Genomic DNA, 26,910 nt, shown 5'->3' on the forward strand with positions numbered 1-26,910 from the left:
GTTCTTTGTGGTAATTTTTGTTCGAGTCTTGCATTCGCAAATATAGGAAATTATGATCTCCACCCACCTTGTGCCAAAACTATGGAGCGTTGGCCGCAATAGGCTCAACTCGGCAACCACCCTTTAATCCGAACCTCAAATATCCTATCAAAAGGTTCGCACATATCCTTAGGAATTTTGGCATCAGCAATAACTCACCAACGGAGCCAATAAAAAAACTGGCTCTGTCCGCGAATTATTGCTGAGATTCAAGCAATCTGATCAATTCGCGAACAGAGCCTTCTGTAACTCCGGTTCAGGCGCTGGTTTAGTTTTCAGCAGCTTCCTGCGCATCGACCACGGCGACTGCCGCCATGTTGATGATGTCTGATACATCGTCACCGCGCTGGAGGATGTGAACCGGCTTTTTCATTCCCATCAAAATCGGCCCGATCGCTTCAGCGCCGCCCAGTTTGTTGAGTAGCTTATAGCTGATATTGCCCGAGTTCAGGTCAGGGAAGATAAAGACGTTGGCGTCACCCTTGATTTGTGAGAAGGGGTATTGGGCGGCGGTCAGTTCCGGATCGAGGGCGACATTGGCTTGAATCTCTCCGTCGACGGTCAACTCTGGAGCCTGACTTTTGACCAGGGCTGTGGCTTTTCTTACCTTCTGGCACTGTGGATGGTCGACACTGCCGAAGTTAGAAAAGGAAAGCATGGCGATCCTCGGTTCGACGTCAAACTGTTTGGCTTTTTCCGCAGTTAGAATTGCGGTTTCGGCCATTTCCTCGGCACTCGGATCCATGTTGACGGTGGTGTCAGCAAAGAAAACCGTCTCTTTTTTGGTCACCATCATGTACAGGCCGTGGACTTTTGACAGGCCCTCTTTTTTGCCTATGATTTCCAAGGCAGGGCGAATGGTTTCCGGATAGTGGTGATTGATGCCAGCCAGAACCACATCGGCATCGCCCATCTCGACCATCATCGAAGCGTAGTAATGACGGTTGGTTTTGATTTTGTTTTTAGCTTCCGCGAGGGTGACTCCCTTGCGCTTACGTTTTTCAAACATTGCGTCAATGTAGTTGCAGCGCTTGTCAGATTTTTCTGGATCGATGATTTCTACGCCCTCTAATTCCAGACCCAGTTCATCTATTCTGCTGAGGATTTCCTGCTGGTTGCCGAGCAGGATCGGCTGGGCAATTCCTTCATCGAGTAGGACCTGAGTGGCGCGGAGGATTTTTTCCTCGTCGCCTTCAGGGAAGACCAAACGCTTCGGATCCGCTTTGGCCTTGTTGATCATGGTGCGCATGATCTCTTTCGAACGACCCTGCATCGCTTCTAAACGCTCGCGGTACTTGTCCATATCCTCAATCGGACGACGGGCGACGCCGGAATCCATTGCTGCTTGAGCAACAGCGGGAGCAACGTGCAATAGCACCCGAGGATCGAAGGGTTTTGGAATAACATATTCGCGGCCGAACTTGATCTCTTCGCCGGCATAGGCACGACGCACTGAATCGGGGACGTCCTCTTTGGCCAGCGCGGCCAGAGCGTGAACCGCAGCCAGTTTCATTTCGTCATTAATGGCACTGGCGTGAACGTCGAGGGCACCACGGAACAAAAATGGGAAGCAGAGCACGTTGTTAACTTGGTTGTTGTAATCGGAGCGACCGGTGCCGATGATGACATCGCTGCGTACGGCTTTGGCTTCCGGAGGGGTGATTTCCGGGTCGGGGTTGGCCATGGCAAAAACGATTGGATCTTTGGCCATCGACTTGAGCATATCGGTGGTCAAGGCACCCTTGGCGGAAACACCGAAGAAGATATCGGCATCGACCATCGCCTCTTCCAGAGTCCTTGCTTCGGTGTCGGCAGCCAGGCGCTCTTTGTAGTCGTTCATGCCGTTGGTGCGGCCTTTGTAGATAACGCCCTTGGTATCGCAGAGGATGACGTTATTCTTGTCGATCCCCATGGTGATCGCCAGATTGGCACAGGCGATGCCGGCGGCACCGGCACCGTTGACGACAATCTTGCACTTTTCAATCTTCTTGCCGATAATCTCCACGGCGTTCACCATGCCAGCCGCCGAAATAATCGCTGTACCGTGCTGATCGTCATGGAAGACTGGGATATCCATGATCTTCTGCAGCTCTTCTTCAATATAGAAGCACTCAGGCCCTTTGATGTCTTCCAGGTTGATACCACCAAAGGTCGGCTCGAGCAGCTTGACGGTGCGGATCAGCTCATCAGAATCCTTGGTGTTCAGCTCGATATCAAAGACATCAACATCAGCGAAGCTTTTAAACAGCACGCCTTTACCTTCCATGACTGGCTTGCCGGCCAGAGCACCGATATCGCCGAGTCCGAGCACCGCGGTGCCGTTGGAGACAACCGCAACCAGATTGCCTTTGGCGGTATATTCGTAGGCAGTATTGGGGTCTTTTTCAATTTCCAAGCAGGGCTCAGCGACACCGGGGCTGTATGCCAACGACAGATCGCGACTGGTGGCACAGGGTTTGGTGGTGATAACTTCGATCTTACCTTTGCGCCCCTTACTGTGATAATCGAGGGCTTCTTGACGTTTCGACATGTGGTTTCTCCTTGGGATTAAAAATACACCGCAGGACGCTATGTCTCTGCGGTGCCATTGCATTGTGTGAACTGTGGGTGCGGAGATGGTGCTATGGTCCGGACTATCCTCGCGGTTAACTTGGGCTTGATTGCTTTAGCGCTTATGGGCACTGAGAAAGGTCCAGTCTTCATGGTATGAAGGCACGGCCACCTGTTGTTCCTGACGTTGGATAAAAAAGTGGTCGACCTGACAGCGGATCTCGTCGAGCAACAGTTGATTCTCTTTGCCCAGCAGTGGTCCGATTTTTCCTTCGCCGCAGCACTGCATACTCAGTAATCCTCCAGGCCGCAGGCTGATAGCGATGTCCTTAAGTGTTTCGGCAATAAACTCGCTGCGCGATTGTCCTTCGCGAACTGGATTCATCGTCAGATCATAAATCACGGCATCAAGTCCCTGCTGCTGCTTGATGTGACTGAAGACATCTTTGATCAACACTTTAGTTCTTAAATCATTGAAGGCCCCAGCGTTTAAGCGCGGCAGGTGTTTCCGGCAGGTCTCGATAACTTCGCCATCGATGTCGACCATCGCTGCTTCGTGTAACGGCCAGCCGAAAGTGTCAGCCGCCTTGAGCAATTCCTGCAGTACGCCGCCATCACCGCCACCCATAATCAGCACCCGTCCCACCTGATCGAGTTCTAGCAGCGGAGCAACCATCGCTTTGCCGTAAGCGTGATCCGATTCGGCAATCTGCAGGTCGTCATCAATAACCAGCAGGTGACCGTAACTGGCGTGACGCTTTATCTCGATCGACTGATAAGGACTGACGATTTTTTTTACTGAGATTGATTCGCTCACCGCCGGTTGGCTGTGAATAGTTATCCCTTGGCTCATCGAATTACCCTGTTTTACGTAGCGGCGGGCGGAATCGCTATACAATTCCGCCCGCCAGTAACATCAGCCGGTTAGCTAAGCGCGATCTCAAGCGCTTCGGCGAAAATATCCAAGCCTTTGTTCAGCTGTTCGTCGCTGATCACCACTGGTGGCAAAAATCGCACCACGTTACCGTAGATGCCGGCACCCATGGTCAGCACACCGCGCTTGAAGCATTCTTCGATAATCACCGGCACGGCCGCTTTGAACGGCTCTCTGGTTGCTGGGTCTTTGACCAGTTCGACCGCGACCATCGCACCGAGGCCGCGGATGTCTCCGAGCTGCGGATACTGCTGCTGCAACTCTTTCAGGCGCGCAACGATCTTGTTGCCGACCGCTTCGGCTTTGCTGCACAGATCTTCCTTTTCCATCAGCTCGATGGTCGCCAGTCCGGCGGCGCAGGCCACCGGGTTGCCGCCGTAGGTACCGCCGATACGGCCTGCGGTCGGTGCGTCCATGATTTCGGCGCGGCCAACCACGGCAGACAGCGGCATCCCAGAGGCGATCCCTTTGGCCAAGGTCATCAGGTCAGGAACGACGTCAAAGTGCTCGCAGGCAAACATTTTGCCGGTGCGGGCGAAGCCGGACTGCACCTCGTCGGCGATAAAGACGATATCGTGCTCTTCACAGATTTTTTTCAGGCCGACGAGAAATTCCTTCGGCGGTACGACGAAACCACCTTCGCCCTGGATCGGCTCGATGATCATAGCGGCGATATTCTCCGGATCGACCTCAGAGATGAAAAAGCGCTCGAAGTGCTCCAGGCAGTGCATGCCACACTCCGGGTAGCTCGACTTGTAGGCGCAGCGGTAACAGTAAGCGGCCGGTGCCTTATAAACTTCAGGGGCGAAAGGGCCGAATTCGTGTTTGTACGGCTTGACCTTGCTGGTCAGGGTCATGGTCAACAGAGTGCGACCGTGAAAGCCGCCTTCAAAAGCGATGATGCCGGGCCGTTTGGTGTAGGCCTTGGCGATCTTGATGGCATTCTCAACCGCTTCGGCACCGCTGTTGACGAACATCGCTTTTTTGTCGTGCTTGCCGGGTGTGATCTGGCAGAGTTTTTCCGCCAGTTGCACGTAGGGCTCGTACATGCCTACCATGAAACAACTGTGCAGCAGCTTGTCCGCCTGTTCTTTGATGGCGTTTACGACCGTCTCCGGACAGTGGCCGGCATTGATGACACCGATGCCGCCGTAAAAATCGATGTAGCTGTTGCCGTCGATATCCTCAAGGATGGCACCGTCGGCTTTTTCAATAAAAATCGGCGCCAGGCTTGAAATCCCTCTGGCAACGTACTTCTCTTTTTTTGCGTGCAGGGTCAGGGACTTATTGCTGCGAATGTTACCTGTCTTTGGTGCGAGATCTCCATCTAGCATTTTTATCTCCTCTATTTTTTTGTTGAATGACCGTTCTGCCTGATGCTTGCTCGTGGCAGCGGTGCCCAATGCAATTGGTTTCGATTAGCCTGACTCGTTTCTATTGATCAGCTGTACACCGTTGCGTGATGACCAGCGGGTCTGGTCGGCAAAGCGTGGAATCCTGAGCTGTTTTCCTTTTTTGAATTGCGCGTTGCTGCCGACGGTTTCCGCCAGCGTGACAAAGACATGGTCCTGGCCGAGGGAGCTGATTGAGCCCTTTGCCTGGTAGCTGTAGCCATTACTGGTCCAACGTGCGACGACCGGTTTATTGCGCCTCAACAGCAGGTCTGCGCTTCGTTACTGAAAGAGATTATCGACCTTTTCCCTCTGCTGTTTAGAGCGGGACCTCTTCGATTTCCATAGCGAGGAGATCGATGGTCAGTTTTCTGTTTCTCAGCAGTCCCGGTTTGCCGAGCAGGATTTTGCAGATTTCGGCAACCTCAAGGCTGGCGATCACTGCTGGGGTAAAGGCTGGATTGCCCAATTCCTGTTCGATTCCTGCTCCGCCTTGCCAGTTGCGGTAGATCTTTTCCAGCGATCGGTCTTCGGGAAAGACGGTACAGATATGTCCGTACCAACCGGCGATCGCGCCATGCACCAGCGGGATGTTCAGCTCCCGGCAGGTTTGTGCCAATTCAAGGCGGGTGCTGACGTTATCGACCGCATCAGCAACCACATCCACTCCAGCGAGCAGCTCAGAGTTCAGGGTGCCGGTAAATCGCTGTGTGATCGGTTTGACCGTGACCGCAGGGTTGATCTCGCTAATCCGTTGCGCGGCAACCGTTGGCTTGGCCTGGCCAAGGACCTGGGGATGAGCAAATAGTTGGCGATTCAAATTATGTTCTTCGAAAACATCGTCATCGATGACGGTGATCTCACCGACTCCCAGTCGGGCCAGTTCTTCGATGATGTAGCCGCCCAGCCCGCCACAGCCGACCACGGCAACTCGGCTGGAAAACAGCTTCAGTTGCTGCGCGACGCTGATGGTTGAGTTGTTGCGCTGGTAGCGCACTGGCAGGAGTGCGGCTTGCAGCGATTGACGTTCGATTTCGGCGTGACTCAACGAAAAGCGCAACATGGCCTCATCTTGGCAGGCGATGGAAAGCCGCCCGTCGGTGGCACTGTTTTCGAGAAAATCGCTAACTGCAGACATTTTCCGTGAGTCGCTTTCATTGGTTATTAAGAGACAATTAATTGATCATTTAAGGTGCCACTGTAGAGCCGTAGATTACCGACCAGCGCGAATGGTTCGCAGCAAACCGTATTCAGCAGGTTGGTACTTGAAGAGATGGCTAATGATCAAGGAACGTACCAATGCGTACATAAATCGTAATAGGGGCGGTAACTAGCTGATTTTGTGGAAATGAGTTTCGTGCTGGAAGGTTTGGGCGGGGTTGATAATGGTGGTCATTGTGATTCCGTAACGCATTGTCGATGCATTGTGGAATCAATAGGTGTTACTTTCACTCCATCGTCCAGCAATTGTCGGACTTGTATACGATTTCAATGCAATCTTTGTCTGTCAGAATTGTAAATCTCAGGTTGTCGCGGTGAGTCGTTGACGTTTACGGCTTCTTGTTCAGGGTAACTCAAACGTAGCTTAGTCGCTATGTCTATTGCCTTGTTATTGGGTCGTGTAGCGATTGGCCTCGAATATGTCCGCTGATGTTTAGGTTTGGATGCTTATTTATCTGCGTTACCGTTTCGTTCCTTAATGCATGGTTGCATCTTTTTTGCGCTGCTTGGAAATATCCAAACCTGTGGTTTATTGAAGTAAAAAAAAGAAAATTTATCAGTTCGATAAACTCTTTTATTTCTATCGAGATAAGAAGCCTAAAGAATCTTTAAGTGACTGAATTGAAGTCCTTTCTCCTGTTTGGTTAAGCTGTCTTCTTCTGCTGTAAATTTACCACTCCCTTTCGCCTGTCTGGCGGCGCTCTTTTTCTTTGATGGCATGGCTCATGCTCAAGTGGACAGAGGAAATAGAACGCTATTGTGTTTTTAAGGTGTCCATTCATAGCGGAAATCGCTTGCAGTCAAGCAGGCAGAGATTCCGTAAACATCATGATTTAAAGGAGAAAAGAATGTCTGACGGTGGAGATAAGTCATTAGCAGAAGCAACGGCAAATGAGCGTGTTGAATTTCGTAATATCAGTTTTGCCGGTGCCGAAGCGGGACGGATGGTTGATCTGATCACCAAGCCTGAAGAGCAGGTGACCCAACAAGATCGTGAGCAGTTGACCACCGAAACGACCGAAAACTTTGCCAATTACATCAATAAAGGTTTTCTCGAGTATCGCAAGTCGGTCACCGAGGCTGGCGACTTCGCTTCCATCGAATGGAAAGGGCAGGGTTCGCTGATTAAAGACGCCATGGGTCGCGAGTTTATTGATGCCTTAGGTGGTTTCGGTATCTACTCTGCCGGTATCCGTCACCCGGAGATCGTTGCTTCGGTCAAGGCTCAGCTCGATCGCAGTCCCCAGTACACTCAGGAAATGCTCGACCCGCTGCGTGCTCACCTCGGCAAGGTGCTGGCCAACCTGACCCCGGGCGACCTGCAGTACATGTTCTTTAATAACAGCGGCACCGAAGCGGTTGAGGGTGCGCTGAAGTTAGCCAAGTTTTACACCGGAAAAACCGGTTTCATCTCTACCACCGCCGCCTTCCACGGCAAGAGCCTCGGTTCTCTGTCGGTGATGGGCAAGGCTTGCTACCGCAAGCCGCTGATGCCGCTTTTGGGTAACACCCGTCACGTTCCTTTTGGTGATGCTGACGCCCTTGAGCAGCTTTTGTCCATCTGTGAGCAGGTTGGTGACGACATTGCCGCCTTTATCGCCGAGCCGATTCAGGGTGAAGCAGGTGCAGTGGTACCGCCAGCCGATTACTGGCCACGTGTTCGCGAGATCTGTGATCGTTACGGCATCCTGCTGATCGCTGATGAGGTCCAGACTGGCCTCGGTCGGACCGGTGAACTGTTCGGCGTCGATAACTGGGGCGTGGTTCCAGACATCATGACCCTCGGTAAAGCCCTCGGTGGCGGCGTGATGCCGATGGCGGCCTTTGTTGCTTCGCCGAAAATCTGGAAAGTGATGGAGCCGAACCCATTCATGCATACCTCGACCACCGGTGGTAACCCGCTGGCCTGTTCCGCTGCTCTGGCCTACATCAACGTCATGCTCAAGGAAGACCTGCCACGTCAGGCTGCCGAGAAGGGTGACTACATCATGGCCAAGCTGGAAGAACTGAAGATCAAGTACCCGACCGTTCTCGAAGGTTACCGTGGCAAGGGTTTGCTGATCGCTATGGAGTTCGTTACCGACGAGACCGGCTACAAGGTTGCCTCCGGCCTCTATCACCGCAAGGTGCTGACCGCTGGGACCCTGACCAACGCCAAGGCGATCCGTATTGAGCCGGCGCTGAACATCCCCTATGAGTTGATCGACGAGATTCTCAACCGCCTCGAGGACACCTTTAAGGATATTGCCTAAATGACGATAGCCGGTCAGCGACAACATGTTTGTCGTTGACCGGCTTTTTTTACCTCTGAATTCCTGAGTAATACAGGGTTCTAGAGTTCGCCATGAACGAAGGAGAAAAGCATGAATCTTTACGCAGGCAAGCTTCTGGTTGTTGATCTGACCACGAAGGAGATCAGCACCGAACCCCTGCGCCAGGAGTGGATCCGGCAGTACTGGGGAAGTTGGGGGCTGGCGCTACGTTACTATTGGGATGCAGTTCAACCAGAAGTTGATCCGCTCTCGGCCGATAACGCCGTGGTGATTATGACCGGGCCGTTTTCAGGTACTTTGGTTCCTTTGACTTCACGCTTGAGTCTGGTGTCCAAATCCCCCCATACCGGAACTATCTTCACCAGTAATGTCGGTGGCGCCTTCGGTCCAGAACTTAAATATGCCGGTTACGATGGGCTGATAATCAAGGGTGCTTCTGATTCGCCGGTCTATCTGAAGATCGTTGACGATCAGGTGACGCTGGAAGATGCCAGTGAACTGAGGGGCAAGGGGATTTTCGAAACCGAAGAATGTCTCGAAGAGGAAGTCGGTCTGATCGGCGCCAAGACCCTGGCCATCGGTCCGGCTGGTGAAAACCAGATCACTTACAGCATGATCGGTTCCGAGTCCTACCGTCAGTTTGGGCGTGGTGGCACCGGTGCTCTGTTCGGTTCGAAAAATCTCAAGGCAGTCATCTGTAAGGGCAGCCAGTCTGTCGCGGTAGCTGACATGCCGAAGTTTATCGAGCGCATCACACACCATAAAACCCAAAACCTATTTACCGAAGACAACCTCTGGGCGCAGAGCGACGGCACTGCGGTGCTGGTCGATGCGACCAACGAGCTCGGTATCCACCCGACCAGAAATTATACGGCCGGGATCAGCGAGCAGAAGGACAGTCTTAATTCCGACGCCATCAAGGCGGCCAAGCTCTCCGACCGTGCCTGCGCCGGCTGTCCCTTGGCCTGCGGTAAATTCACCCGCATCGGTGAGGCAGAAGTTGAAGGGCCGGAGTACGAAACCCTCTGCCTGGGTGGTACCAACTGCGAGATCCACGATCTGGAAGCGGTCATCAAGTATAACCGCGTCTGCGATGATCTGGGCCTTGACACTATGAGCTGTGGCAGCACCATCAGTATGGCGATGGAGATGACCGAGAGCGGCCGCCACGATTTTGGTATCAAGTTCGGCGATGCCCAGGAATATCTGACTCTGGTTGACGAGATCGCCACCCTGTCGACCGAGCGTGGTCGCGACTTGGCCATGGGTGCCAAGAAACTGGCTGAAAAATATCACTGCGCCGATCTCTCGATGGAGGTCAAGGGGCTGGAGATGCCGGCCTATGAGCCGCGCGGCAACTATGGCATGGGGCTCTCTTATGCCACCAGCGAGCGCGGTGCCTGTCACTTGCGCGCCTTTACCATCTTCTCTGAAACCCCCTTCGATATCGAAACACAGATCAAGGATGTCATTGCCGGGCAGAACTTCAACGCCATCAAATGGTCGATGTGCTACTGCGATTTCTGGGGCTCGGTCAACTCCGGAATTACCGCCGATCTGTTATCGGTGGGCCTTGGTGAGGAAGTCACTGCCGCTGAGCTGGATCAGGCCGGAGAGCGGATCTGGACTCTGTCGCGACTGTTTAATCAGCGCAACGGGTTTGGCGTCAAGGACGACAGTCTGCCGGAAAAGGTGCTGAAGAATCCTTTGAAAAAGGGACCGAACGCCGGCCGGACTTTTAATCCGGAAGATTTCTCTGCCGCCCTCCAGTCCTATTACCAACAGCGTGGTTGGGACGAACAGGGACAGCCCGGAGCAGCCAAGTTGGCTGAACTGGGCCTGGATCAACTTTAAGGACGGGAGGAATAAATCTATGAGTAAAGCGCTATTTGCCGATCAGAATAAATGTACCGGTTGTGGCCGTTGCGCCTACGTCTGTTCGGCCATGAAGATCGGACGGTTTGCGCCGACCCAGGCTCGGATTCAGATTAACAACTTTCCGCATAAAGGGTTCGCGGCGCCGAGCGTCTGCTTTCAGTGTCCGGGCGCCCCTTGCCACAAGGCCTGTCCGAGCGCTGCCATTTCGCGCAATGCCGACGATGTGGTGGTGATAGACGCGGATAAATGTACCGCCTGCGGTGACTGTGTCGCTGCTTGCCCCTACGGCATGATCGAACTGGATGCGAAAAATGTCGCTGCCAAGTGTGACAACTGCGGTGGTGATCCTGCCTGCGTTAAGGAATGTTTCCCCGGTGCGCTGGTCTTTACCGAGAAGACCCCTGAGTTGATCAAACTCAAGGGGATGCAGATGAAGCAACGTGCAAATGAGGGCAGCCCAGCTGAAAAAAGGTCTCGGCTAGGCAAGGCTCTTCTTTCTATAGCGAGGGTTTAACCTCTCCCATTTTCAAAGGAGTTGTGAAATGTATCAGGTGAGAAGAACTGGAATTGTGCTGGCTTTTTTGCTGGCCATGGCGGTCGGCTGGACTTCTGTTGCGACAGCTGCCATCGAAGTTGAAGGTGATGCCTATGTCGGTGTCTACAGCAAGTATCTGTCCAAGGGTTTTGATTACAGTGATGGTAAGGCTGTCCTTCAGGGCGGCATGGATCTGAGCGCTTACGGGTTTACCCTCAGCGTCTGGAATAACGCGCAACTCAGCGCCACTGATGATTATGGCAGTGGGGTCAACGAGACCGATTTCTATATCGATTACACTTTCAGCGCGGGGGAAATTACCTCCGTGAGCCTGGGTACCGGTCACTATACCTACAGCTTTGCAGATGATGCCAATGAGTCAGAGAATGAGGCCTATGTGGGAGTCGCTTTTGATGTCCTGTTTGCTCCGGAAGTTTATGTCACCTACGGTTGGGACGTTCCTGGTGATGACGGGATGGCCGGGCTTTTCTATACCATTAGCGCAAGTCATGGGTTTGAGCTGAACGAAAAGACCGCTCTGACTTTTGGGGCACTGGTCAGCTACAACCAGGAGAGTTACTTTGCTGGTGATTACTCCGCATTCCACAACTACGAAGCCACAGCTACTCTCGACTATGTCTTAAATGATAACTGGAGCTTGACTGGTGAAGCTATTTTTTCGGATGCCCTGTCTGATGATGCCGAAGACGAAGGCGTTGACGATGAGTTTGTTGGTGGCCTGAACATCACTTTCAGTTTCTGATCTCTTGTTGCCGGGCGGGGCAACCTGAGATCGGCAAAGAAATTGACGTGGCTGTTGTCAACAACGGCTGACGGGAATGTTTAGCTGGTTCCTGTCGTGGATTTGGAGTAAGTTTTGTCGCGGGGTAAGCATTATACTCCGTGGAAGGAGAGTAGTATGAGTTATGGAAGTGAAGAAACACTAGAAAAGGTCGGCGCGGAAATGGAGCCGACCTCGGTCAAGAGAACCGTGATCGAGTATATCGTTCTGGCCATCGCTTTTGTACTTATTACCGTTTTGACCCCGGCGGAAGTGGAAAGCTTCGGCGCTCTTACAGCGATTCCGTCGATCTTTCTGCTGGCCTTTATCTTTTACACCAAGCGAATTCTCGAAGGCCTGACCCTGGCCTCGCTGCTGGCCTTCTTTATGGCTTACAAGCTGGAATTCTTCGGGCAAGTCAATGAGACTCTGGTTAGCGTGCTGACCGATGGTGACACCCAGTGGTTGTTCATCGTCTGCGGCGTAATGGGCAGTATTATCGCCCTAGTTCAGAAGGGTGGCGGCGCCGCCGCTTTCGGTGACTGGGTCGCCACCAAGGCGAAAACCAGAAAAAGCACCCTGCTGTGGACCTGGTGTCTCGGTCTCGTCATTTTTATCGACGATTACCTCAATTCCCTGACGGTCGGTTCCTGCATGGCGCCGATCACCGATAAACACGGTGTTTCCCGCGAAAAACTCGCCTATATCGTCGATTCCACCGCCGCGCCGGTCTGCGTGCTGATCCCGATCTCCACCTGGGCGGTTTATATCGCCAGTCTGCTCGAGCAGTCTGGGGCTGCCGCCGAAGGTGAAGGGCTGAAGTACTTCATTCAGACCATCCCCTATAATTTTTATGGCTGGATTGCCGTTCTTCTGGTGCTGTTGGTCATTCTGGGGATTGTCCCCAACATCGGACCAATGAAGGAAGCGGAACGACGCGCTAAGGAGGACGGTATTCTTGCTCCTCCCGGTTCGGAGAAGATGGATATCAGTGATGGCGAGGGCCCGTCACCGACGGTCAAGAAACCGAAGATCATCAACTTTTTCTTGCCGATCGCGTTTTTGATTGCTTCGACCATCTATTTTGATATCGACATGCAGATGGGTGTGCTGAGCACTGTAGCGTTCATGTTCCTGCTCTACATCCCCCAGGGTATTCTCGGACCGGAAGAGTTTTTCGACGCTTGTGTCAGCGGTATCAAGAACATGCTCTTCCCGCTGTTGATGGTGGTGCTGGCTTTCACCTTCGCTAATGTCAATGAGCAGATCGGCTTCATGACTTTCGTCATCGATAGCGCAAAAACCATCATGACTCCGGAACTGATGCCACTGATCGTCTTTATCGTCCTCGGCATCACTGAATTCATCATGGGCTTGAGTTGGGGCATGTACGCCATCGCCGTGCCGATCGTTGTGCCTTTGGCGGTTGCTATCGGTGCTGACCCTTATGTCTGCATCGGTGCCGTCTGTTCGGCCGGTGTCTGGGGCAGCCACATCTGTTTCTACTCCGATGCGACCATTCTCAGTTCTGCCGCTTCGGGTTGCGATAACTATCGTCACGCTGTGACCCAGATGCCGTACGGTTTCTTGGGTGCCGGTCTGACCGGTATCGGATTTTTGCTGATCGGTTACCTGGGCTAAGTCTCTGGTAGTTCAACAGGCAAAATGTTGACACGAATAAGCGGTGTACTTTGGGGGCGGCAATGCTGGCCCGAGGGTGCACCGCTTTTTTTGTCACTTTGTTTCGAGGGGGAAATGTTGGGTTTTGTGGGGCAGTTGCTGGGTGGGGATGGCTGGTAGGTTTCTTCGTTTTGCTTATCCGGATTTATCCGCTTTGGCGTTCACGCTCGCTCAAGCCGTCAACCAGCGAGAGTTGGTCGAGATCGGGATCTCCTGTGGGGAGTCCGGACTTGATCCAGTTGGTCAGTGTGTTGTGGCTGGCCTGAAGTTGCAGGCAGACCTCGGCATGGCTGCAGCCCTCAGAAATCATTCTCAGTGCTTTTTCCTTGCGCAAGTCAACGCCGGGTTGATGGTCAAATAGTAGGTCTCTTTTCATCCGCACAATCGTAATGCAGTTTTTAGATCTCGTCTATTGTTTTTGTCGATTTTTATGCCGTTAAATGTCAGATTGGTTAGACTGGTTTTGCTATGAAATGTTGCGCCGCTTGAATTTTTGATGCTGCCATGCTTATATGATTCGCAACTGCATGTGTCGATGCAAAATGGAATTGTTGGGTTGTGATTTTTGGGCTTTGGAAAAAGGATTGTTAAATATGGCTGGTGGTTTGGAATTGACAGGTAACGCTGAGCTGCAACGAGATCATCTGCAGCACCGAGATGCCTTTAATCAGACGCAGAGCAATGTTGGTGGTGATGGCGTACTTTCGGTCGACAACGCAGGTGCTGTTCTCTTATCTGACCGGGTTATCAGGCAGAATTTGGATATTCATCCCGGTAGTTCTCTGGTTGACCATTTCCCGCAATTATGGGCTCAGGTCGAGGCGACCTTGCGGGATAAAACTCCGCGCTCCGAACTTGCGGTGCTGAAAGAAGGGCATGAATTTCATGTCACCGTGAGTCCGATTCTTTCTGGTTCTAAGGTTTTCGGCGCGATCTGTGTCTTTTCCGAGAATACTGACATTGAAGTTATTGCGCGGAAAATGCGTGATTTTAAGGAACTTTCCAGGGAACTCTCGGTCATAATCGATTCCTGTTATGAAGGTCTCTGGGTCTTCGACGGTCAGGCGAATGTGCTGCGCATTAATGTTGCTGCCGAGCGGATTAACAATATTCGGGCAGAGGATTATATCGGCCGCAATATGTATGAGTTGGTAAAGACCGACTTGATTGAACGCTCTGCCTCCCTGGAGGTGATCGAAAAGAAAGAAGCGGTCAGCTTTCTTTGCTCGACCAGGGAAGGGCGTAAGTTGATCAAGTCAGGCACGCCGATTTTTGATGATGAAGGGACGTTGGTAAAGATTGTTGTCAGTGAGCGCGACATTACGCAAATGGACGAGATGCAGCGCAAACTGGAGGAGCAGGCGGCGATCAGTAGTCATTTCCAGCATCAGATTTTAGAGATGCAGCAGGCTGAACTTGCCTCAACCAAGATAATCGCCAAGAGTCCGGCTATGATCAGGGCGCTAAACCAAGCGTTGAAGGTCAGTCAGGCCGATTCTTCGGTGTTGATTCTCGGAGAGTCAGGGGTAGGTAAGGGGTTGTTTGCTGACCTGATTCACATGCGTTCGAAGCGGACCGACAAACCGCTGATTAAGATCAACTGTGGTGCGATACCGGAAACGCTGATTGAGTCGGAGCTGTTCGGCCACGAAAAGGGTGCCTTTACCGGTGCTCAGGCAGCCAAGCCAGGCCATATTGAGCTTGCCGATGGCGGTGTCCTGTTTCTTGATGAGATCGCCGAATTGCCACTCTCATCACAGGTGAAATTGCTCCGTTTTTTGGAGGATGGCAAGGTGACGCGGCTGGGCAGCACCAAGGCCAAGCAGGTCGATGTGCGGATTCTTGCTGCCACCCACGGTGATCTCGAAGAGATGGTTGAGAAAAAGGAATTTCGTCTCGACCTCTATTATCGTCTGAATGTTATCCCCTTGACTATTCCGGCGCTGCGCGAGCGCAGAGATTGTATCGTCCCGCTGATTCAGCATTATGTCGAGCTCTTCAGTCAGCGCAATGGCATTGATAAGCGTATAAGCGGAGCGGCCATGGATGTTCTGCTGGCTTACGATTGGCCGGGCAATGTCCGCCAGTTGATGAATGTCTGCGAGCGTATTCTGGTTATGTCCGATGGTGATGTCATCGATATCCAGGATCTGCCGCAAAGGATTGCCGGTAATGCCTCGAAAGGGGCGTTGCCAACCGAACGTTTGACTCTGCAGCAGGCGATGGATAGTTTTGAGCGGTCTTTGTTGGCCGAGTCGATGGAGGAACATGGAAATCAATATCGGGTTGCCGACGCGCTCGGTATTAATCAATCGACTGTGGCCCGCAAGTTAAAGCGTTACGGAATTTCCTGAAAAGCCTCAATTATCGTTCAGAACAACTTGCGCCAGTCGATACGAATGCAGAACTGCATCCGCGTCGACTGGCGTTTTTTGCTGTTTGCGGCTGTTGGTTTGGTCTGCTGGCTGCGTATCAATTCCATCGTTGTTTTTCTTGCCACGTTGACGATATTTATTGGCCGTCGTAACTGACTGTAAAATAGCGATAAATCCATTTGCGGTAATGGTTTTCAGCCGTCACTCCTATCGCCTTTGTCCTGCTTAACGAATTTCTTTGCCAAAGCGTATACTGCTGGCACGCCTTATGCTCGTTCTCTTCGCTGAAATTCAGGTTTCATTTACGGGCTATCATTCAAGGCGAAAGAGGAGCTTTCAAAATGAGTAACGCAAGCAGCGCTACCATCGAAAATGAGATTCAGTTACAGAGTCCAGACTTTTTGCAGTCAATCAATGACAAGTATGCGCAGATGAATGACAATCTGCTCTGGCTAAAAGAGAAAATGCATCCCTATTTTTTCGTTTCCATGCAGGACGAAAAGGATGCGCTGGCGACTTTGGCCTATGGCTTGACCGGGATAAAGAACAACCGGCGGATGATTCTTGCTGACCGCGAGAAAACTCTTATTCTGGCGGGACTGAATAAGCCCGGATCACTTTGCGAGAGTCTACAGATAGCGCAGGCAAAACAGATCTCATTTGCCGAATTTACCGATTCGAAAGAAAAGCTGCCGGGGACTGAGCAGTTCCTCGGAATTCAAAAATATGAATTTGACCGCAAGAAGCATCGCGAGATCGCCGATGCCGAAGCGCCGAAGATTCCGCTGAAGATAAAGCAGCAGATAAGCGCTGCCCTGAAAGCCTATTATCCTGAGTTTGATCATGCTCAGCGCGATAAATTACTGTCGATCCTCTGGTTGAATAATCAGCCTTATGTTCTGGATTCGCCGGCCCGCCGGGTTGCCCGGATGCTTTGGATCTATCAGCAGACGCGGGTCCACGATGGGATTTATCTTGATCTGGAAGTGCCTGACCAAAGTGAAGGGCTGGAGAATGAATCACGGCTCTTCTTTGGTGTCGGCAACCCGCCTGAGAAAGATTTTCTCTCTCAGGTGATGGAGGTTTTCAAGCGGCTCGAGGTTTCGGTTGAGCGAGCCTACGGGTTGACCATCAGTAACGGCACCCATCCCTATTTTCTGTCTTCATTTTACGTCACCACTGTTGATGGCGAGCGGATCGATAAAGATTCGGATCTCTACGGTCTCTTGCAGGAAGAACTGTATAATACTCAGATTTTACGCTCCTGTTCGCAGACCTATCGCGAGCTGGTACCGACCGGGCTGGCCAGTGGCACCGACGCATCGCTGGTTTGTGCTATGGTCGGTTTCTGTCACACCAATATGGCGCACACCCACCCTGACAGTTATGATCTGGAAGGGGTGATGCGGGCCTTCCATAACCATCCCGACATTGCTTTTCAATTGGTTAAACTTTTCCGCGTCCGGTTTGATCCTGCCCAGCAGCAGCGTGACGCAGAATATGCCAAGCTGTTGGTCGAAACTGAGCAGCTGATCGAGCAGTACAATACCGGTCGGCGTTTTCTGGATAAATATCGGCGGCGAATTTTCAACTGTGCGTTGATCTTTATTCGCAATACCTTAAAAACCAATTTCTTCGTACCGCAGAAACATGCTCTGGCGTTTCGCCTCGATCCGGTTTATCTGGAGCAGCTTGGTGGCGATTTTATTTCCGACTTGCCGCCGGAGCGCCCCTTTCGCGTCACCTTCTTTTATGGCCGTTACGGCACTGGCTATCATATCGGTTTCTCCGATATCGCCCGTGGTGGCTGGCGAACCCTGATTACCCAAGGGCGCGATGACTATGTTACTGCCGCTAACACGGTGTTCAAGGAGAATTACGTCCTCGCCCACACCCAGCATCTGAAAAATAAGGATATCTACGAGGGTGGCTCAAAGATGGTTGCGGTCCTTGATGCCGGCGGCAACCTCGATAAAGAGATGCTGATTCCTCGTCTCTATAAGCTGCAGTACGGTTTTATCAATGCTTTTTTCGATATCTTTGTCACCGAGAATGGTCGCGCCAAGGATCCGCGTGTCGTTGATTATTATGGCGAGGACGAGCCGATCGAACTGGGCCCGGATGAGAACATGCACGATGTCATGGTTGAGCTGATTGCCAAACAGGCGGTACGGCGTGGCTATCTGCTTGGCACCGGTATCATGTCGAGCAAGAAGGTCGGTATCAATCACAAGGAATTCGGCGTGACCTCGGCCGGGGTCGTGCGTTTCGCTGAAGTGGCAATGGGCAAGTTCGGCATCGACATGCACAATGATCCTTTCACCGTAAAGTTGACCGGTGGACCGAATGGCGATGTCGCTGGCAATGCCATGCAGTTGATGTTGGAGCGTTGCCCACAGGTTAAAATCTGCATGATTGTCGATGGGAGCGGTGCTTTCTACGACCCACAAGGCGCCGATCATCAGGCGTTAGCCGACATCGTCCTGCAACAGGACATCGATTGGTTTGACCCACAAGCGTTGCATCCGGGCGGTTTCTTGCTTTATCGCAATCAGGTTCGTCAGGACGGACTGCGCACTCTGTTCAAGAAGATGGTCGCCACCGGCGCAGGTGTTGAAGAACAGTGGGTGACCAATGATGAGTTTTATCGCGAATACAACCAGCTGATGTTCACCGTCAGCACCGATCTGTTTATTCCTGCCGGTGGCCGTCCGGAAACCATCGACAGCAATAACAGCGCACGTTTCTTCGATGAAAAAGGGGTGCCAAGCGCAAAGATTATCGTTGAGGGCGCTAACTCCTTTATTACCCCTGATGCACGGATTGAGCTGCAGCAACGGGGCGTTGTCATCCTACGTGATGCTTCGGCCAATAAGTGCGGGGTTATCTCGTCCTCGTACGAGATCCTTGCCAACCTGATGCTGACCGAAAAAGAGTTTCTTGCCAACAAGGCCGAGTATGTATCCGACGTTATCGATATTCTCAATCGTCGCGCCGAAGACGAGGCGGAGCTGATCTTCCGCCGTGCTCAGCGTTGTCAGGCGCCGGTTCTCTACACCGAGGTTTCTGCGGCTATCAGTACGGAGATCAACGAACATTATTCTCGCCTGTTCCGTTTTTTCCAGAACAATCCGGAGCTGTGTGATAAACCGCTTTATCGGAAGGCCATCCTGCTGCATCTGCCGCGTATGATCGGCAAAACTGGCCGGTTCCGCAATCGCATCGATCAGCTGCCGGTAAAAATCAAATATGCGATCCTGGCCAGCGAAATAGCATCTTCGATGATTTACAAAAGTAATGAAGAGGCCAGCTACATGGAGATGATTGAAGGGCATTTGGGTCAATTGGAATCTTTGTGACAGTCCAGCAAGGGAGTGATGGTATGCAGGTGAAGGTGCGGCTTATCGGGGCCTTTCGTACCGATCGTTTTAAAGAAGAACAAGCAGAGTACCCTGTCGGCACCAAAATTGCTGAAATTGTCGACCAGCTGCAGATCCCCCGGCGATCTTTGGGAACGCTGCTGATAAACGGTTTGCACGCACGCATCGAAGATGCGCTCAGCGAAGGGGATACTCTGGCCTTGCTGCCGATTTTGGGTGGTGGCTAATTGCTTCCTTGCCTACTGAAGCTATCGATTTTTTCTGCTGACATGCGGGCGAGGCATGCCTCGCCCCTACCGAGCCTCTTGTTGGTTTTGTAGGGGCGACCCGTGGGTCGCCTAAATGTCTATTGAATTTGAAGGAGTTTTTTTATGGATTTTACCACAACTGATCCTGCCGCAAACCCTGCTGCGGTCACCTATAAACGTTGCACCGTTGATCTGCACACTGGCGAGATGGTTTATGCCGATGTGCCGTGCCGCAACCTGGAAGATGTGCTCGGTGGTTTCGGCCGCTCTTTTCAGGATCTGGCGCAACGCAAAATTGAGGCTGCCTATTGTGACCAGAACCCGTTGATTGTCAACACTGGTCTGCTGACCGGCAGCAGTGCTATGACCGCCATGCGTACCTATTTTTCCGGTTACAGTCCGATCAAGGGCTCAAAAGCGGGATTGCCGGCGGCGATGTGGGCGACCGGCAGTGGTAAATTCGGCGCCAAGTTCAAGTGGACTGGACTCGATGAGCTGATCTTCGAGAACCGTTCCGACAAACCGCTGTACGCGGTAATCAAAGAGACCGCCGACGGCCCGCATGTCGAACTGAAGTCGGCCGAGCATCTGCTTGGCCTTTCGACCCACGACAAGATCATGGCGCTGCAAAAAGAGTACGATAACGCTCACTTTGCCGCCATCGGTCAGGCCGGTGAAAATTGGCAGAATAACTACATGGGCGCAGTCGCCCTGTCGACGGAAAATCAGCTCAAATCAAAGGAAGACAAGTGCCGTTTCGCCGGACGTGGCGGTATGGGTTCTTTGATGGGCTACAAGAATATTCTCGCCCTGGTGGCGCAGAGTACAGATAAAGTCAGCAAGCTCAGCGAAGCGGTCAAAAAGGTCAATCTCAATGTCGTCAAAGGTGGTGGCTCGGCGCGTATCCAGCCCTTAAAACGTGGCGGCGGTGGCGGCACCTGGGCCGCCTACGACGTACTGCAGGAATTCCACGCCGTGCCGGTCAATAACTTCCGGCCGCAGGGCAACGCTATCCCCGAGCAGCTGTTCCGCGAGAACGTCGAGCCCAACTACGATATCAAGACCGAGGCTTGCTACCGTTGCGGCATCACCTGCCATAACAATATCTCCGAAAAGAACGCCGATGGCAGCCGTGGTGAGTTTCTGGCCAAGTTCGATTACGAGCCGCTCAACCTGCTCGGTACCAACATCGGCATTCACGAAGCCGGTCAGGCTGCCCGACTTATTCAACTTTGCGACAATTACGGCATGGATTCCATCTCCCTTGGTGTCACCATCTCCTATGCGATGGCTTACAACCAGCGTCATCCAGAAAAACCGATTCTCAACGGCGCGACCTTTGACGATTACCAAAAGGCGCGCGAGCTGATTATCGAAGCCGGGGAGGGCAGACTGCCGGAAATCGGCAAAGGCTCGATGCGTCTGTCGGAAAGTTGCGGCGAGACCTCCTACGCATATCACGTCAAGGGTTTGGAGATTGCCGCCTACCAGCCGGAAACCAATCCAGGTTACGCCTGGGCGATTGCCGGTGGCCACATGTCGATGGGGACCTACGGCCTGTTAACCCGCGAAGGCAAGGCGGATATCGAGTCCTGGGTCAAAGGGATTACCGAAGACAAGCTGCATATCGTCGGCTTTGACATGATCGGTCTGTGTAAATTCTTCGATATCGCCAAAGGCATCGGCACCGAAATGGTCGTCGATTGCCTGAAAAGCGAGTTCGGTTTTGAGGTAACGACCGATGCGATCCGAGGTGCCGTCCATCGGGCCTTCTTGCGCGGTCTGGCCTTAGAGTTGCGCCAGGGTTACAGCAAGGCTGAATTCTGTCTGCCGGCCGAAGTGCATGAAGATCCGAACCCGAACATCAAGTTGCCGAATATCACCAGCCCGGAATTTCTCGCCGAACTGGAGATGCGGGTTTGGGAAATATTCGAACCGCAGTTAGAAGGAATTCTCGACTGAGTTCATTGGTCGCGGACAAGACAATCTTTGTAGGTGAATGGAAAAGTTCATGAAAAGTAAAAAAGCAAGCGAGTTTGTTATTTCTTTCCGGGTTAATAATGAAGAGCGGGATGTGTTGCTTGAGCAAGCACGAAAATCAGGTGTCAGCATTTCACAATTGTTGCGGAAGAAGCTCGATATCCTTAAATAGTCACAAGCATGCAAGTCAATTCTTTGCATTAAGAATGACCTGTTAACTATCACATATAAAAGGTATTAGTTCATGCCAGTTAGGGTTGCCATAAACGGCTTTGGTCGCATTGGCCGGGCTTTTTTTCGCTCTGCGTTTGATCACGCAGAGATTGAAATCGTCGCGATTAACGATCTGGTTGATGTGCCGACTCTGGTGCATTTCCTGCGTTACGATTCGGTACATGGATGCTTCAGTCAAAATATCGAGATCGGAGAGGATTTCTTTACGATAGCCGGCAAAGACGTCCGGGTTGTTCGCCAGCCGGATGCCAGAAAGCTGCCGTGGCACGAACTGGATGTCGACATTGTCATCGAGTCGAGTGGGCGCTATACCAATCGAATGCAGTCGCAAAAGCATCTGCAGGCCGGCGCCGCCAATGTGATTATCAGTGCTCCAGCCCGTGATGCCGATCTGACCGTCTGCATGGGTATCAACCAGGAGCAATATCTTCCTGATGAGCACCGCATCCTCTCCAATGCGTCCTGTACTACCAACTGCCTGGCTCCGGTTGCCAAAGTAATATTGGAGCAGTTCGGTTTCGTCAAGGGGCTGCTCAATACCGTGCACTGCTACACCAACGGACAGGTCATCCATGATGTTCCGCAGGCTGATTTGCGTCGCGGCCGTGCTGCCGGTCAGTCGATTATTCCGACTACCACCGGTGCTGCTAAGGCGGTGACCGCCGTTTTGCCCGAATTGGAAGGGAAGTTGATCGGCATGGCAGTTCGCGTTCCGGTGCCGAACGTCTCTTTGATCGACTTGGTTGTAGAAACCGAGCGCCCGGTTTCTGCCGAAGAGGTCAATGCGGCCATGCAGCAAGCGGCGGCAGGAAGCCTTGCCGGGATACTGGAGTACTGTGAGGTGCCGCTGGTTTCAAAAGACTTTACCGGCAATCCAGCGTCGGCGATTGTCGATGCGCCGTCGACCGTCGTTGTCGGTGACAATATGGTGCGGGTGATCGCCTGGTATGACAACGAATGGGGCTACTCTAATCGGCTGGTCGATCTGGTCAAATTCGTTCGTTTGCGCAATCAAGAAAATCAAGATCAGTGGTTGGATAATTTTTTGCGCGCTTCGGTGTGATAAGACGCCATTTTTAGTTGTTAGCAGAGAGGTAATATCGTGCAACATATAAAATCAGCAGAATGCTTTGCTCGGGCGCAAAAAAGTATCCCCGGCGGAGTCAACAGTCCGGTTCGTGCTTTTAACTCGGTCGGTGGAGAGCCGCTGTTTATCAAGCGGGCCGAAGGCTGTCGGGTTTATGATGTCGACGGCAATGTCTATACCGATTACGTCGGTTCCTGGGGGCCGATGATTCTTGGTCACTGCCATCCTAAAGTTGTTGAGGCAATACAAACTACAGCAGCTTCGGGAGCATCGTTTGGTGCGCCGACGGAAGTCGAAATTGAGCTGGCTGAGCTGGTTTGTGATGCCTATCCCAACGTCGAAAAGGTGCGCATGGTTTCCTCGGGAACCGAGGCGACCATGAGCGCAATTCGTCTGGCGCGCGGCTACACCGGTCGTGACAAAATCGTAAAGTTCGAAGGTTGTTATCATGGTCATGCCGACAGTCTGTTGGTCAAAGCTGGTAGCGGCATGGCGACCATGGGGGTGCCGACCTCTCCGGGCGTGCCGGCTGATTTTGCCAAGCATACCCTGACGGCGACCTATAACGATCTCGCTGATGTGACCGGACTGATCGCTGAAAATCAAGATGAGGTTGCCTGTGTTATCGTTGAGGCGATTGCAGGAAATATGGGCTGTGTGCCGCCTGTTGCCGGTTTTCTCGAAGGTTTGCGTCAGCTTTGTGACCAAAACGGTATTGTGCTGATAATTGATGAAGTGATGACCGGTTTTCGGGTCGCCTACGGTGGAGCACAGGAGCGTTTTGGAGTTCGTGGCGATCTGGTCACTTTCGGCAAAATCATCGGTGGCGGTCTGCCAGTCGGTGCCTTTGGTGGAAAGCGGGAAATCATGAATTGCTTGTCGCCGGAAGGTGATGTTTATCAGGCCGGCACGCTGTCCGGAAATCCTTTGGCGATGAGTGCTGGTATTGCCACCTTGAAGTTGATCAAAGCGGAAGGCTTTTACGACCTGATCGAAGAGAAGAGCGCCTACTTGGAACATGGTCTGCTTGAAGTTGCGGCAGGTTCTTCCTTGTCAACATGTTGGCAGCGGATCGGCGGAATGTTCACACTCTTTTTCAATCCCGGACCGGTCAATAACTTTGCCGCCGCTTTAAAGAGCGATACCCGACTATTTGCACGCTATTTCTCAGGCATGCTCGAAGCGGGAATCAATCTGGCTCCGTCCCAGTTTGAAACCGGTTTTATGAGCGCCGCACATAGTCAGGCCGATCTCGATCGGACTGTAGATGCTGCTCGTAAGGTTTTTGCGACACTTTAAATTGTCAGCGTGAGTCTTTGTCGGCTCCCGTACTTGATTTGTCAGTTATTGATAACGTCTCTTTTCTGGTGTGGAAATTTTAGTTGGGAACTGATCCTTCATTTTTGCTTGCCTTTTCTGTTACTTTGCTGGTTATCCTCTTTTTTGCATGGGGAGGAAAATCCAAGGCGCTAACTGGGTCAGATTTTTCCCTCGGCGGTCGCAAGGCAGGAAGTTGGCATGTTTCCGGCGCGATTACCGGAACATTGGTTGGTGGTGCTTCGACCATTGGCACTGCGCAATTGGCATTTCTTTACGGTCTGTCAGCATGGTGGTTTACCCTTGGAGCGGGGCTGGCCTGTTTGTTCCTCGCGCTGTTCCTCGCTATCCCTTTGCGACAAAGCAACGTTGAAACCATTCCGCAGTTTATTTCCCGCTATTACGGTGAGCGTGCCCGGGTTGCCGCCAGTCTGTTTTCCGCGCTAGGAATGTTCATTCAGATTGTCGCGCAACTGTTAGCCTGTGGCGCCATTCTCGCGGTACTGTTTGACCTGTCATTACTCTGGAGTGCTGCAATTTCCGCCTTTCTGGTGGTCCTATTCACGCTCGGTGGCGGGATGAAGGCCGCCGGGGTGACCGGTCTTATCAAGATGTTTTTGATCTACCTGACCATGATTAGCGCTGGCTTGCTGGCTTTGCATCAGGCCGGTGGCTGGGAAGCATTACGAACAAGTTTTCCAGATTTCCCCTGGTTCAGCCTGTTTGGCTATGGGGTCAGGGAAGGGGTGTCCGATCTGCTCTCAATGCTGGTTGGAGTAATTTCCACTCAAACCTACCTGCAGGCGATCTTTTCTGCCAACGATGGTAAATGTGCTCGTCGTGGTGCGTTTTTCAGTGCCGTTATGATACCACCCCTCGGCTTGTTGGGTGTGCTGGTCGGTCTCTACATGCGCCAGAGTTCCCCGGGTTTGGAGAGTGCTCTGGCCTTGCCGACCTTCATATCGCTAAACTTCCCGATGGCACTTTCCGGGGTTGCTTTTGCGACTTTACTGATTGCCGCCGTTGGCACTGCATCCGGTTTGGCGCTGGGTGTGGCGACGACTCTCAGGGTTGATGTTTTACAGCGTTGGCTCGTAGCTCAACGCAACGAACTGCTGCTTTTTAGAGGGCTTACATCGATCATCGTGTTGGTTGCCTTTGTCCTGCTGCTGTTCAATCTGGGGTCGGCAATAATGGACTGGAGTTTCTTGTCGATGGGATTGCGTGGTGCCACCCTCTGTTTTCCACTGCTGTTTGCGATTTTCCTCAGTCGCTACAATTTACGCCACTTCGGCGCTCTGTCGATCTTTATCGCTCCGACCTGTGTAATTATTGCCGGAGTGTTTCATTTTGATTTTTTACCGCCGCTCTATACCGGCTTGGGTGTCTCGGCGATTTTATTTGTGGTAGGAATTATCGTTACGCAATTTAGTCGTTCTCGATCGTAAAAATTATTCCTCCGCGATTGAGTCCGGTCAGAGTATGTTTTCCCCCTTTTTACCGATACACTGCGTTTTTTGTGAATCTCACCCGCCAGGTGTTGAGATTATCCATCTCGGCTGAAAAGAGCTTGCCTTCTTTGTTGTCATCTCTCAGATTAGAAACTCAACTTCTACTTCTGTCCCTATAATGATAAAATCATATTTTCTTATGGATTTCGTTATGACCAAGAAAAAACAACGTGACAGCGTATTTAAGGAAGCTTGGGATAATATGTCCAGTGACTTTAATGGTCTGTTGCCTGAGACTCTTCGCCAACGGAAGGGGAAGAAAAAACTTGTTCTCTGGTTGTTCATCTTGGAAATGGTGGTGCTGAGTGCAATTGGGACGTTTGCCTACAAGTGGTGGACAGGTGGGTGATAAGTTTCCCGCCAACTGAAAACTGAAAAGTTAGACTGTGCAAGAGGATAAAAAGGGAGGATGTTGTGGAGTATTTTATTGTTTCTGCAATTTTCGCTGCTGCTGCCGGCTCTTTGGCTAAAGGCAAGAATCGAAGTGTCCTGCTGTGGTCCGTTCTTGGAGCAATACTCGGGCCTTTTGCAATTCTAGCCGTCGCTTTGATGAAATCGGCCCCTGGAGAGGATCAGGGGTACTCTTGATTTTTGCTCAAAACTGATTGTTTGGTCACGCCTAAAAATGTAAGGCCCGCATAGTTTTTCGCGGGCCTTCGTTTTACCTATCTACGTACCCTAATCACGGGTTTGTCCGGCAAGCTTTCGCCACCAGATGGGTGTACCATAAGCACATCGGATCAGGTTTAGCTTCGATAGGCGACCTCCTTTGCTCGGGTTAACAGCATTGATCAGCTGTTGAGGCCATTATAGCGCATTTTCAGATTGCTGCACAATGCGTAGCTTAATTTAGCTTATTGTGATGACTTCGTAATGACATTGATTGAGTACTGGCCAGGAGTTGATAAAATGGACAGATCAATTAGTGATTGTTCGTTGCAAATAAATCAGGAGGTTCGTCATGACAGAAGATAAGAAAAATACAGAAGAGCACGAGGATGTTGGTCTCTACCAAAAATTAGCTGATCGTGCTGCAGAAATTCTGCAGGAAGGGCGTAAGACGCTTGATGAAGCGCTAAAGAAAGCCGGGGATGAAGTGACCTCCGGGGGGGAATATACGCGTGATCAGGCTGAGAAAGTCGGCAATTTCCTGCGTCGTGATCTTACTGAGGTTGGAAAGAAAGCTCAGCAGGCGCGAGATTCAGTTATAAATGCAGTCGAGCCTCATCGGCTTGTTGCTGGAATGCAGAGCGGTTTGTCTCGTTTGTTAAGAACCGCATCCGACGCATTAAATGAATTGGCTGGAAAATCGGAGCAGGTTCTGGAGTTTAAGACTGGCGAAGTTACGAGCCCGGGCACGTTGACTTGTAAGGGCTGCGGAAAAGAGGTGCATATTAAATCGACAGTGAAAATTCCGCCTTGTCCTGCTTGCCACAAAACGATTTTCAGTAAGTCCTATTGACTGACCAGCAGCAGGGGATGAACTTATCCGAGAC

General features: G+C 51.9%; 21 protein-coding genes. 15 read left to right on the forward strand and 6 right to left on the reverse strand.

Annotated features, from left to right (window positions below; genetic code table 11):
* Positions 1–307: 307 nt before the first annotated feature.
* The 5 genes from ACZ5PT_RS14305 to ACZ5PT_RS14325 all read right to left on the reverse strand — a co-directional run bounded on the left by ACZ5PT_RS14305 (position 308) and on the right by ACZ5PT_RS14325 (position 6,052).
* On the reverse strand, positions 308–2,569 hold the full coding sequence (locus tag ACZ5PT_RS14305) for an NADP-dependent malic enzyme (RefSeq protein ID WP_464263706.1): 2,262 nt from the start codon (positions 2,567–2,569) through the stop codon (positions 308–310).
* A 135-nt stretch (positions 2,570–2,704) separates the two neighbouring features.
* Entirely contained in the window at positions 2,705–3,442 is a 738-nt protein-coding gene (locus tag ACZ5PT_RS14310; protein ID WP_464263707.1) for a spermine/spermidine synthase domain-containing protein, read from the reverse strand.
* Positions 3,443–3,513: 71 nt separating this feature from the next.
* Positions 3,514–4,857: a 4-aminobutyrate--2-oxoglutarate transaminase gene (gene gabT / locus ACZ5PT_RS14315; RefSeq protein WP_464263708.1), complete on the reverse strand. Its 1,344-nt coding sequence runs from the start codon at positions 4,855–4,857 to the stop codon at positions 3,514–3,516.
* Between the two features lie 84 nt (positions 4,858–4,941).
* Positions 4,942–5,178: a hypothetical protein gene (locus ACZ5PT_RS14320; RefSeq protein ID WP_464263709.1), complete on the reverse strand. Its 237-nt coding sequence runs from the start codon at positions 5,176–5,178 to the stop codon at positions 4,942–4,944.
* A 55-nt stretch (positions 5,179–5,233) separates the two neighbouring features.
* Positions 5,234–6,052 carry a HesA/MoeB/ThiF family protein gene (locus ACZ5PT_RS14325; RefSeq protein WP_464263710.1) on the reverse strand — a complete coding sequence of 273 codons (819 nt, stop codon included), beginning with the start codon at positions 6,050–6,052 and terminating at the stop codon, positions 5,234–5,236.
* A gap of 931 nt (positions 6,053–6,983) precedes the next feature.
* Between ACZ5PT_RS14325 and ACZ5PT_RS14330 the strand changes: the two genes are divergently transcribed.
* The 5 genes from ACZ5PT_RS14330 to ACZ5PT_RS14350 all read left to right on the forward strand — a co-directional run bounded on the left by ACZ5PT_RS14330 (position 6,984) and on the right by ACZ5PT_RS14350 (position 13,243).
* A complete protein-coding gene (locus ACZ5PT_RS14330) occupies positions 6,984–8,387 on the forward strand; it encodes a putrescine aminotransferase (RefSeq protein WP_464263711.1) in 1,404 nt (467 codons plus the stop codon).
* A gap of 111 nt (positions 8,388–8,498) precedes the next feature.
* Positions 8,499–10,262 (forward strand): aldehyde ferredoxin oxidoreductase family protein, encoded by a 1,764-nt coding sequence (locus ACZ5PT_RS14335; RefSeq protein ID WP_464263712.1) that lies wholly within the window; start codon positions 8,499–8,501, stop codon positions 10,260–10,262.
* A 19-nt stretch (positions 10,263–10,281) separates the two neighbouring features.
* A complete protein-coding gene (locus ACZ5PT_RS14340) occupies positions 10,282–10,800 on the forward strand; it encodes a 4Fe-4S dicluster domain-containing protein (RefSeq protein WP_464263713.1) in 519 nt (172 codons plus the stop codon).
* Positions 10,801–10,828: 28 nt separating this feature from the next.
* Positions 10,829–11,584 (forward strand): TorF family putative porin, encoded by a 756-nt coding sequence (locus tag ACZ5PT_RS14345; RefSeq protein ID WP_464263714.1) that lies wholly within the window; start codon positions 10,829–10,831, stop codon positions 11,582–11,584.
* 156 nt (positions 11,585–11,740) lie between these two features.
* Complete coding sequence (locus ACZ5PT_RS14350; protein WP_464263715.1) at positions 11,741–13,243, forward strand: Na+/H+ antiporter NhaC family protein; 1,503 nt, start codon at positions 11,741–11,743, stop codon at positions 13,241–13,243.
* 184 nt (positions 13,244–13,427) lie between these two features.
* On the opposite strand, the gene ACZ5PT_RS14355 is transcribed toward ACZ5PT_RS14350, so the two are convergent.
* On the reverse strand, positions 13,428–13,658 hold the full coding sequence (locus ACZ5PT_RS14355; RefSeq protein ID WP_464263716.1) for a hypothetical protein: 231 nt from the start codon (positions 13,656–13,658) through the stop codon (positions 13,428–13,430).
* A gap of 217 nt (positions 13,659–13,875) precedes the next feature.
* On the opposite strand from ACZ5PT_RS14355, the gene ACZ5PT_RS14360 reads away from it, so the two are divergent.
* From ACZ5PT_RS14360 to ACZ5PT_RS14405, 10 genes are all read left to right on the forward strand, one after another.
* Entirely contained in the window at positions 13,876–15,636 is a 1,761-nt protein-coding gene (locus ACZ5PT_RS14360; RefSeq protein ID WP_464263717.1) for a sigma-54 interaction domain-containing protein, read from the forward strand.
* Between the two features lie 362 nt (positions 15,637–15,998).
* Entirely contained in the window at positions 15,999–19,016 is a 3,018-nt protein-coding gene (locus ACZ5PT_RS14365) for an NAD-glutamate dehydrogenase domain-containing protein (RefSeq protein ID WP_464263718.1), read from the forward strand.
* Complete coding sequence (locus tag ACZ5PT_RS14370; protein ID WP_464263719.1) at positions 19,013–19,264, forward strand: MoaD/ThiS family protein; 252 nt, start codon at positions 19,013–19,015, stop codon at positions 19,262–19,264. The genes ACZ5PT_RS14365 and ACZ5PT_RS14370 overlap by 4 nt, the downstream gene beginning before the upstream one ends.
* Before the next feature lie 144 nt (positions 19,265–19,408).
* The gene (locus ACZ5PT_RS14375; RefSeq protein ID WP_464263720.1) at positions 19,409–21,247 is read left to right on the forward strand and encodes an aldehyde ferredoxin oxidoreductase C-terminal domain-containing protein; all 1,839 of its coding nucleotides are present in this window, start codon (positions 19,409–19,411) and stop codon (positions 21,245–21,247) included.
* 49 nt (positions 21,248–21,296) lie between these two features.
* On the forward strand, positions 21,297–21,437 hold the full coding sequence (locus ACZ5PT_RS14380) for a plasmid mobilization protein (RefSeq protein ID WP_464263721.1): 141 nt from the start codon (positions 21,297–21,299) through the stop codon (positions 21,435–21,437).
* 72 nt (positions 21,438–21,509) lie between these two features.
* Positions 21,510–22,562 carry a type I glyceraldehyde-3-phosphate dehydrogenase gene (gap, locus tag ACZ5PT_RS14385; protein ID WP_464263722.1) on the forward strand — a complete coding sequence of 351 codons (1,053 nt, stop codon included), beginning with the start codon at positions 21,510–21,512 and terminating at the stop codon, positions 22,560–22,562.
* 39 nt (positions 22,563–22,601) lie between these two features.
* The gene (gene hemL / locus ACZ5PT_RS14390) at positions 22,602–23,885 is read left to right on the forward strand and encodes a glutamate-1-semialdehyde 2,1-aminomutase (RefSeq protein ID WP_464263723.1); all 1,284 of its coding nucleotides are present in this window, start codon (positions 22,602–22,604) and stop codon (positions 23,883–23,885) included.
* A gap of 83 nt (positions 23,886–23,968) precedes the next feature.
* Positions 23,969–25,351: a sodium:solute symporter family protein gene (locus ACZ5PT_RS14395; protein WP_464263724.1), complete on the forward strand. Its 1,383-nt coding sequence runs from the start codon at positions 23,969–23,971 to the stop codon at positions 25,349–25,351.
* A 214-nt stretch (positions 25,352–25,565) separates the two neighbouring features.
* A complete protein-coding gene (locus ACZ5PT_RS14400) occupies positions 25,566–25,763 on the forward strand; it encodes a hypothetical protein (protein ID WP_464263725.1) in 198 nt (65 codons plus the stop codon).
* Positions 25,764–26,375: 612 nt separating this feature from the next.
* A complete protein-coding gene (locus ACZ5PT_RS14405; protein WP_464263726.1) occupies positions 26,376–26,876 on the forward strand; it encodes a zinc ribbon-containing protein in 501 nt (166 codons plus the stop codon).
* Positions 26,877–26,910: the final 34 nt, after the last annotated feature.

The sequence above is a fragment of the Desulfuromusa ferrireducens genome (assembly GCF_055389805.1).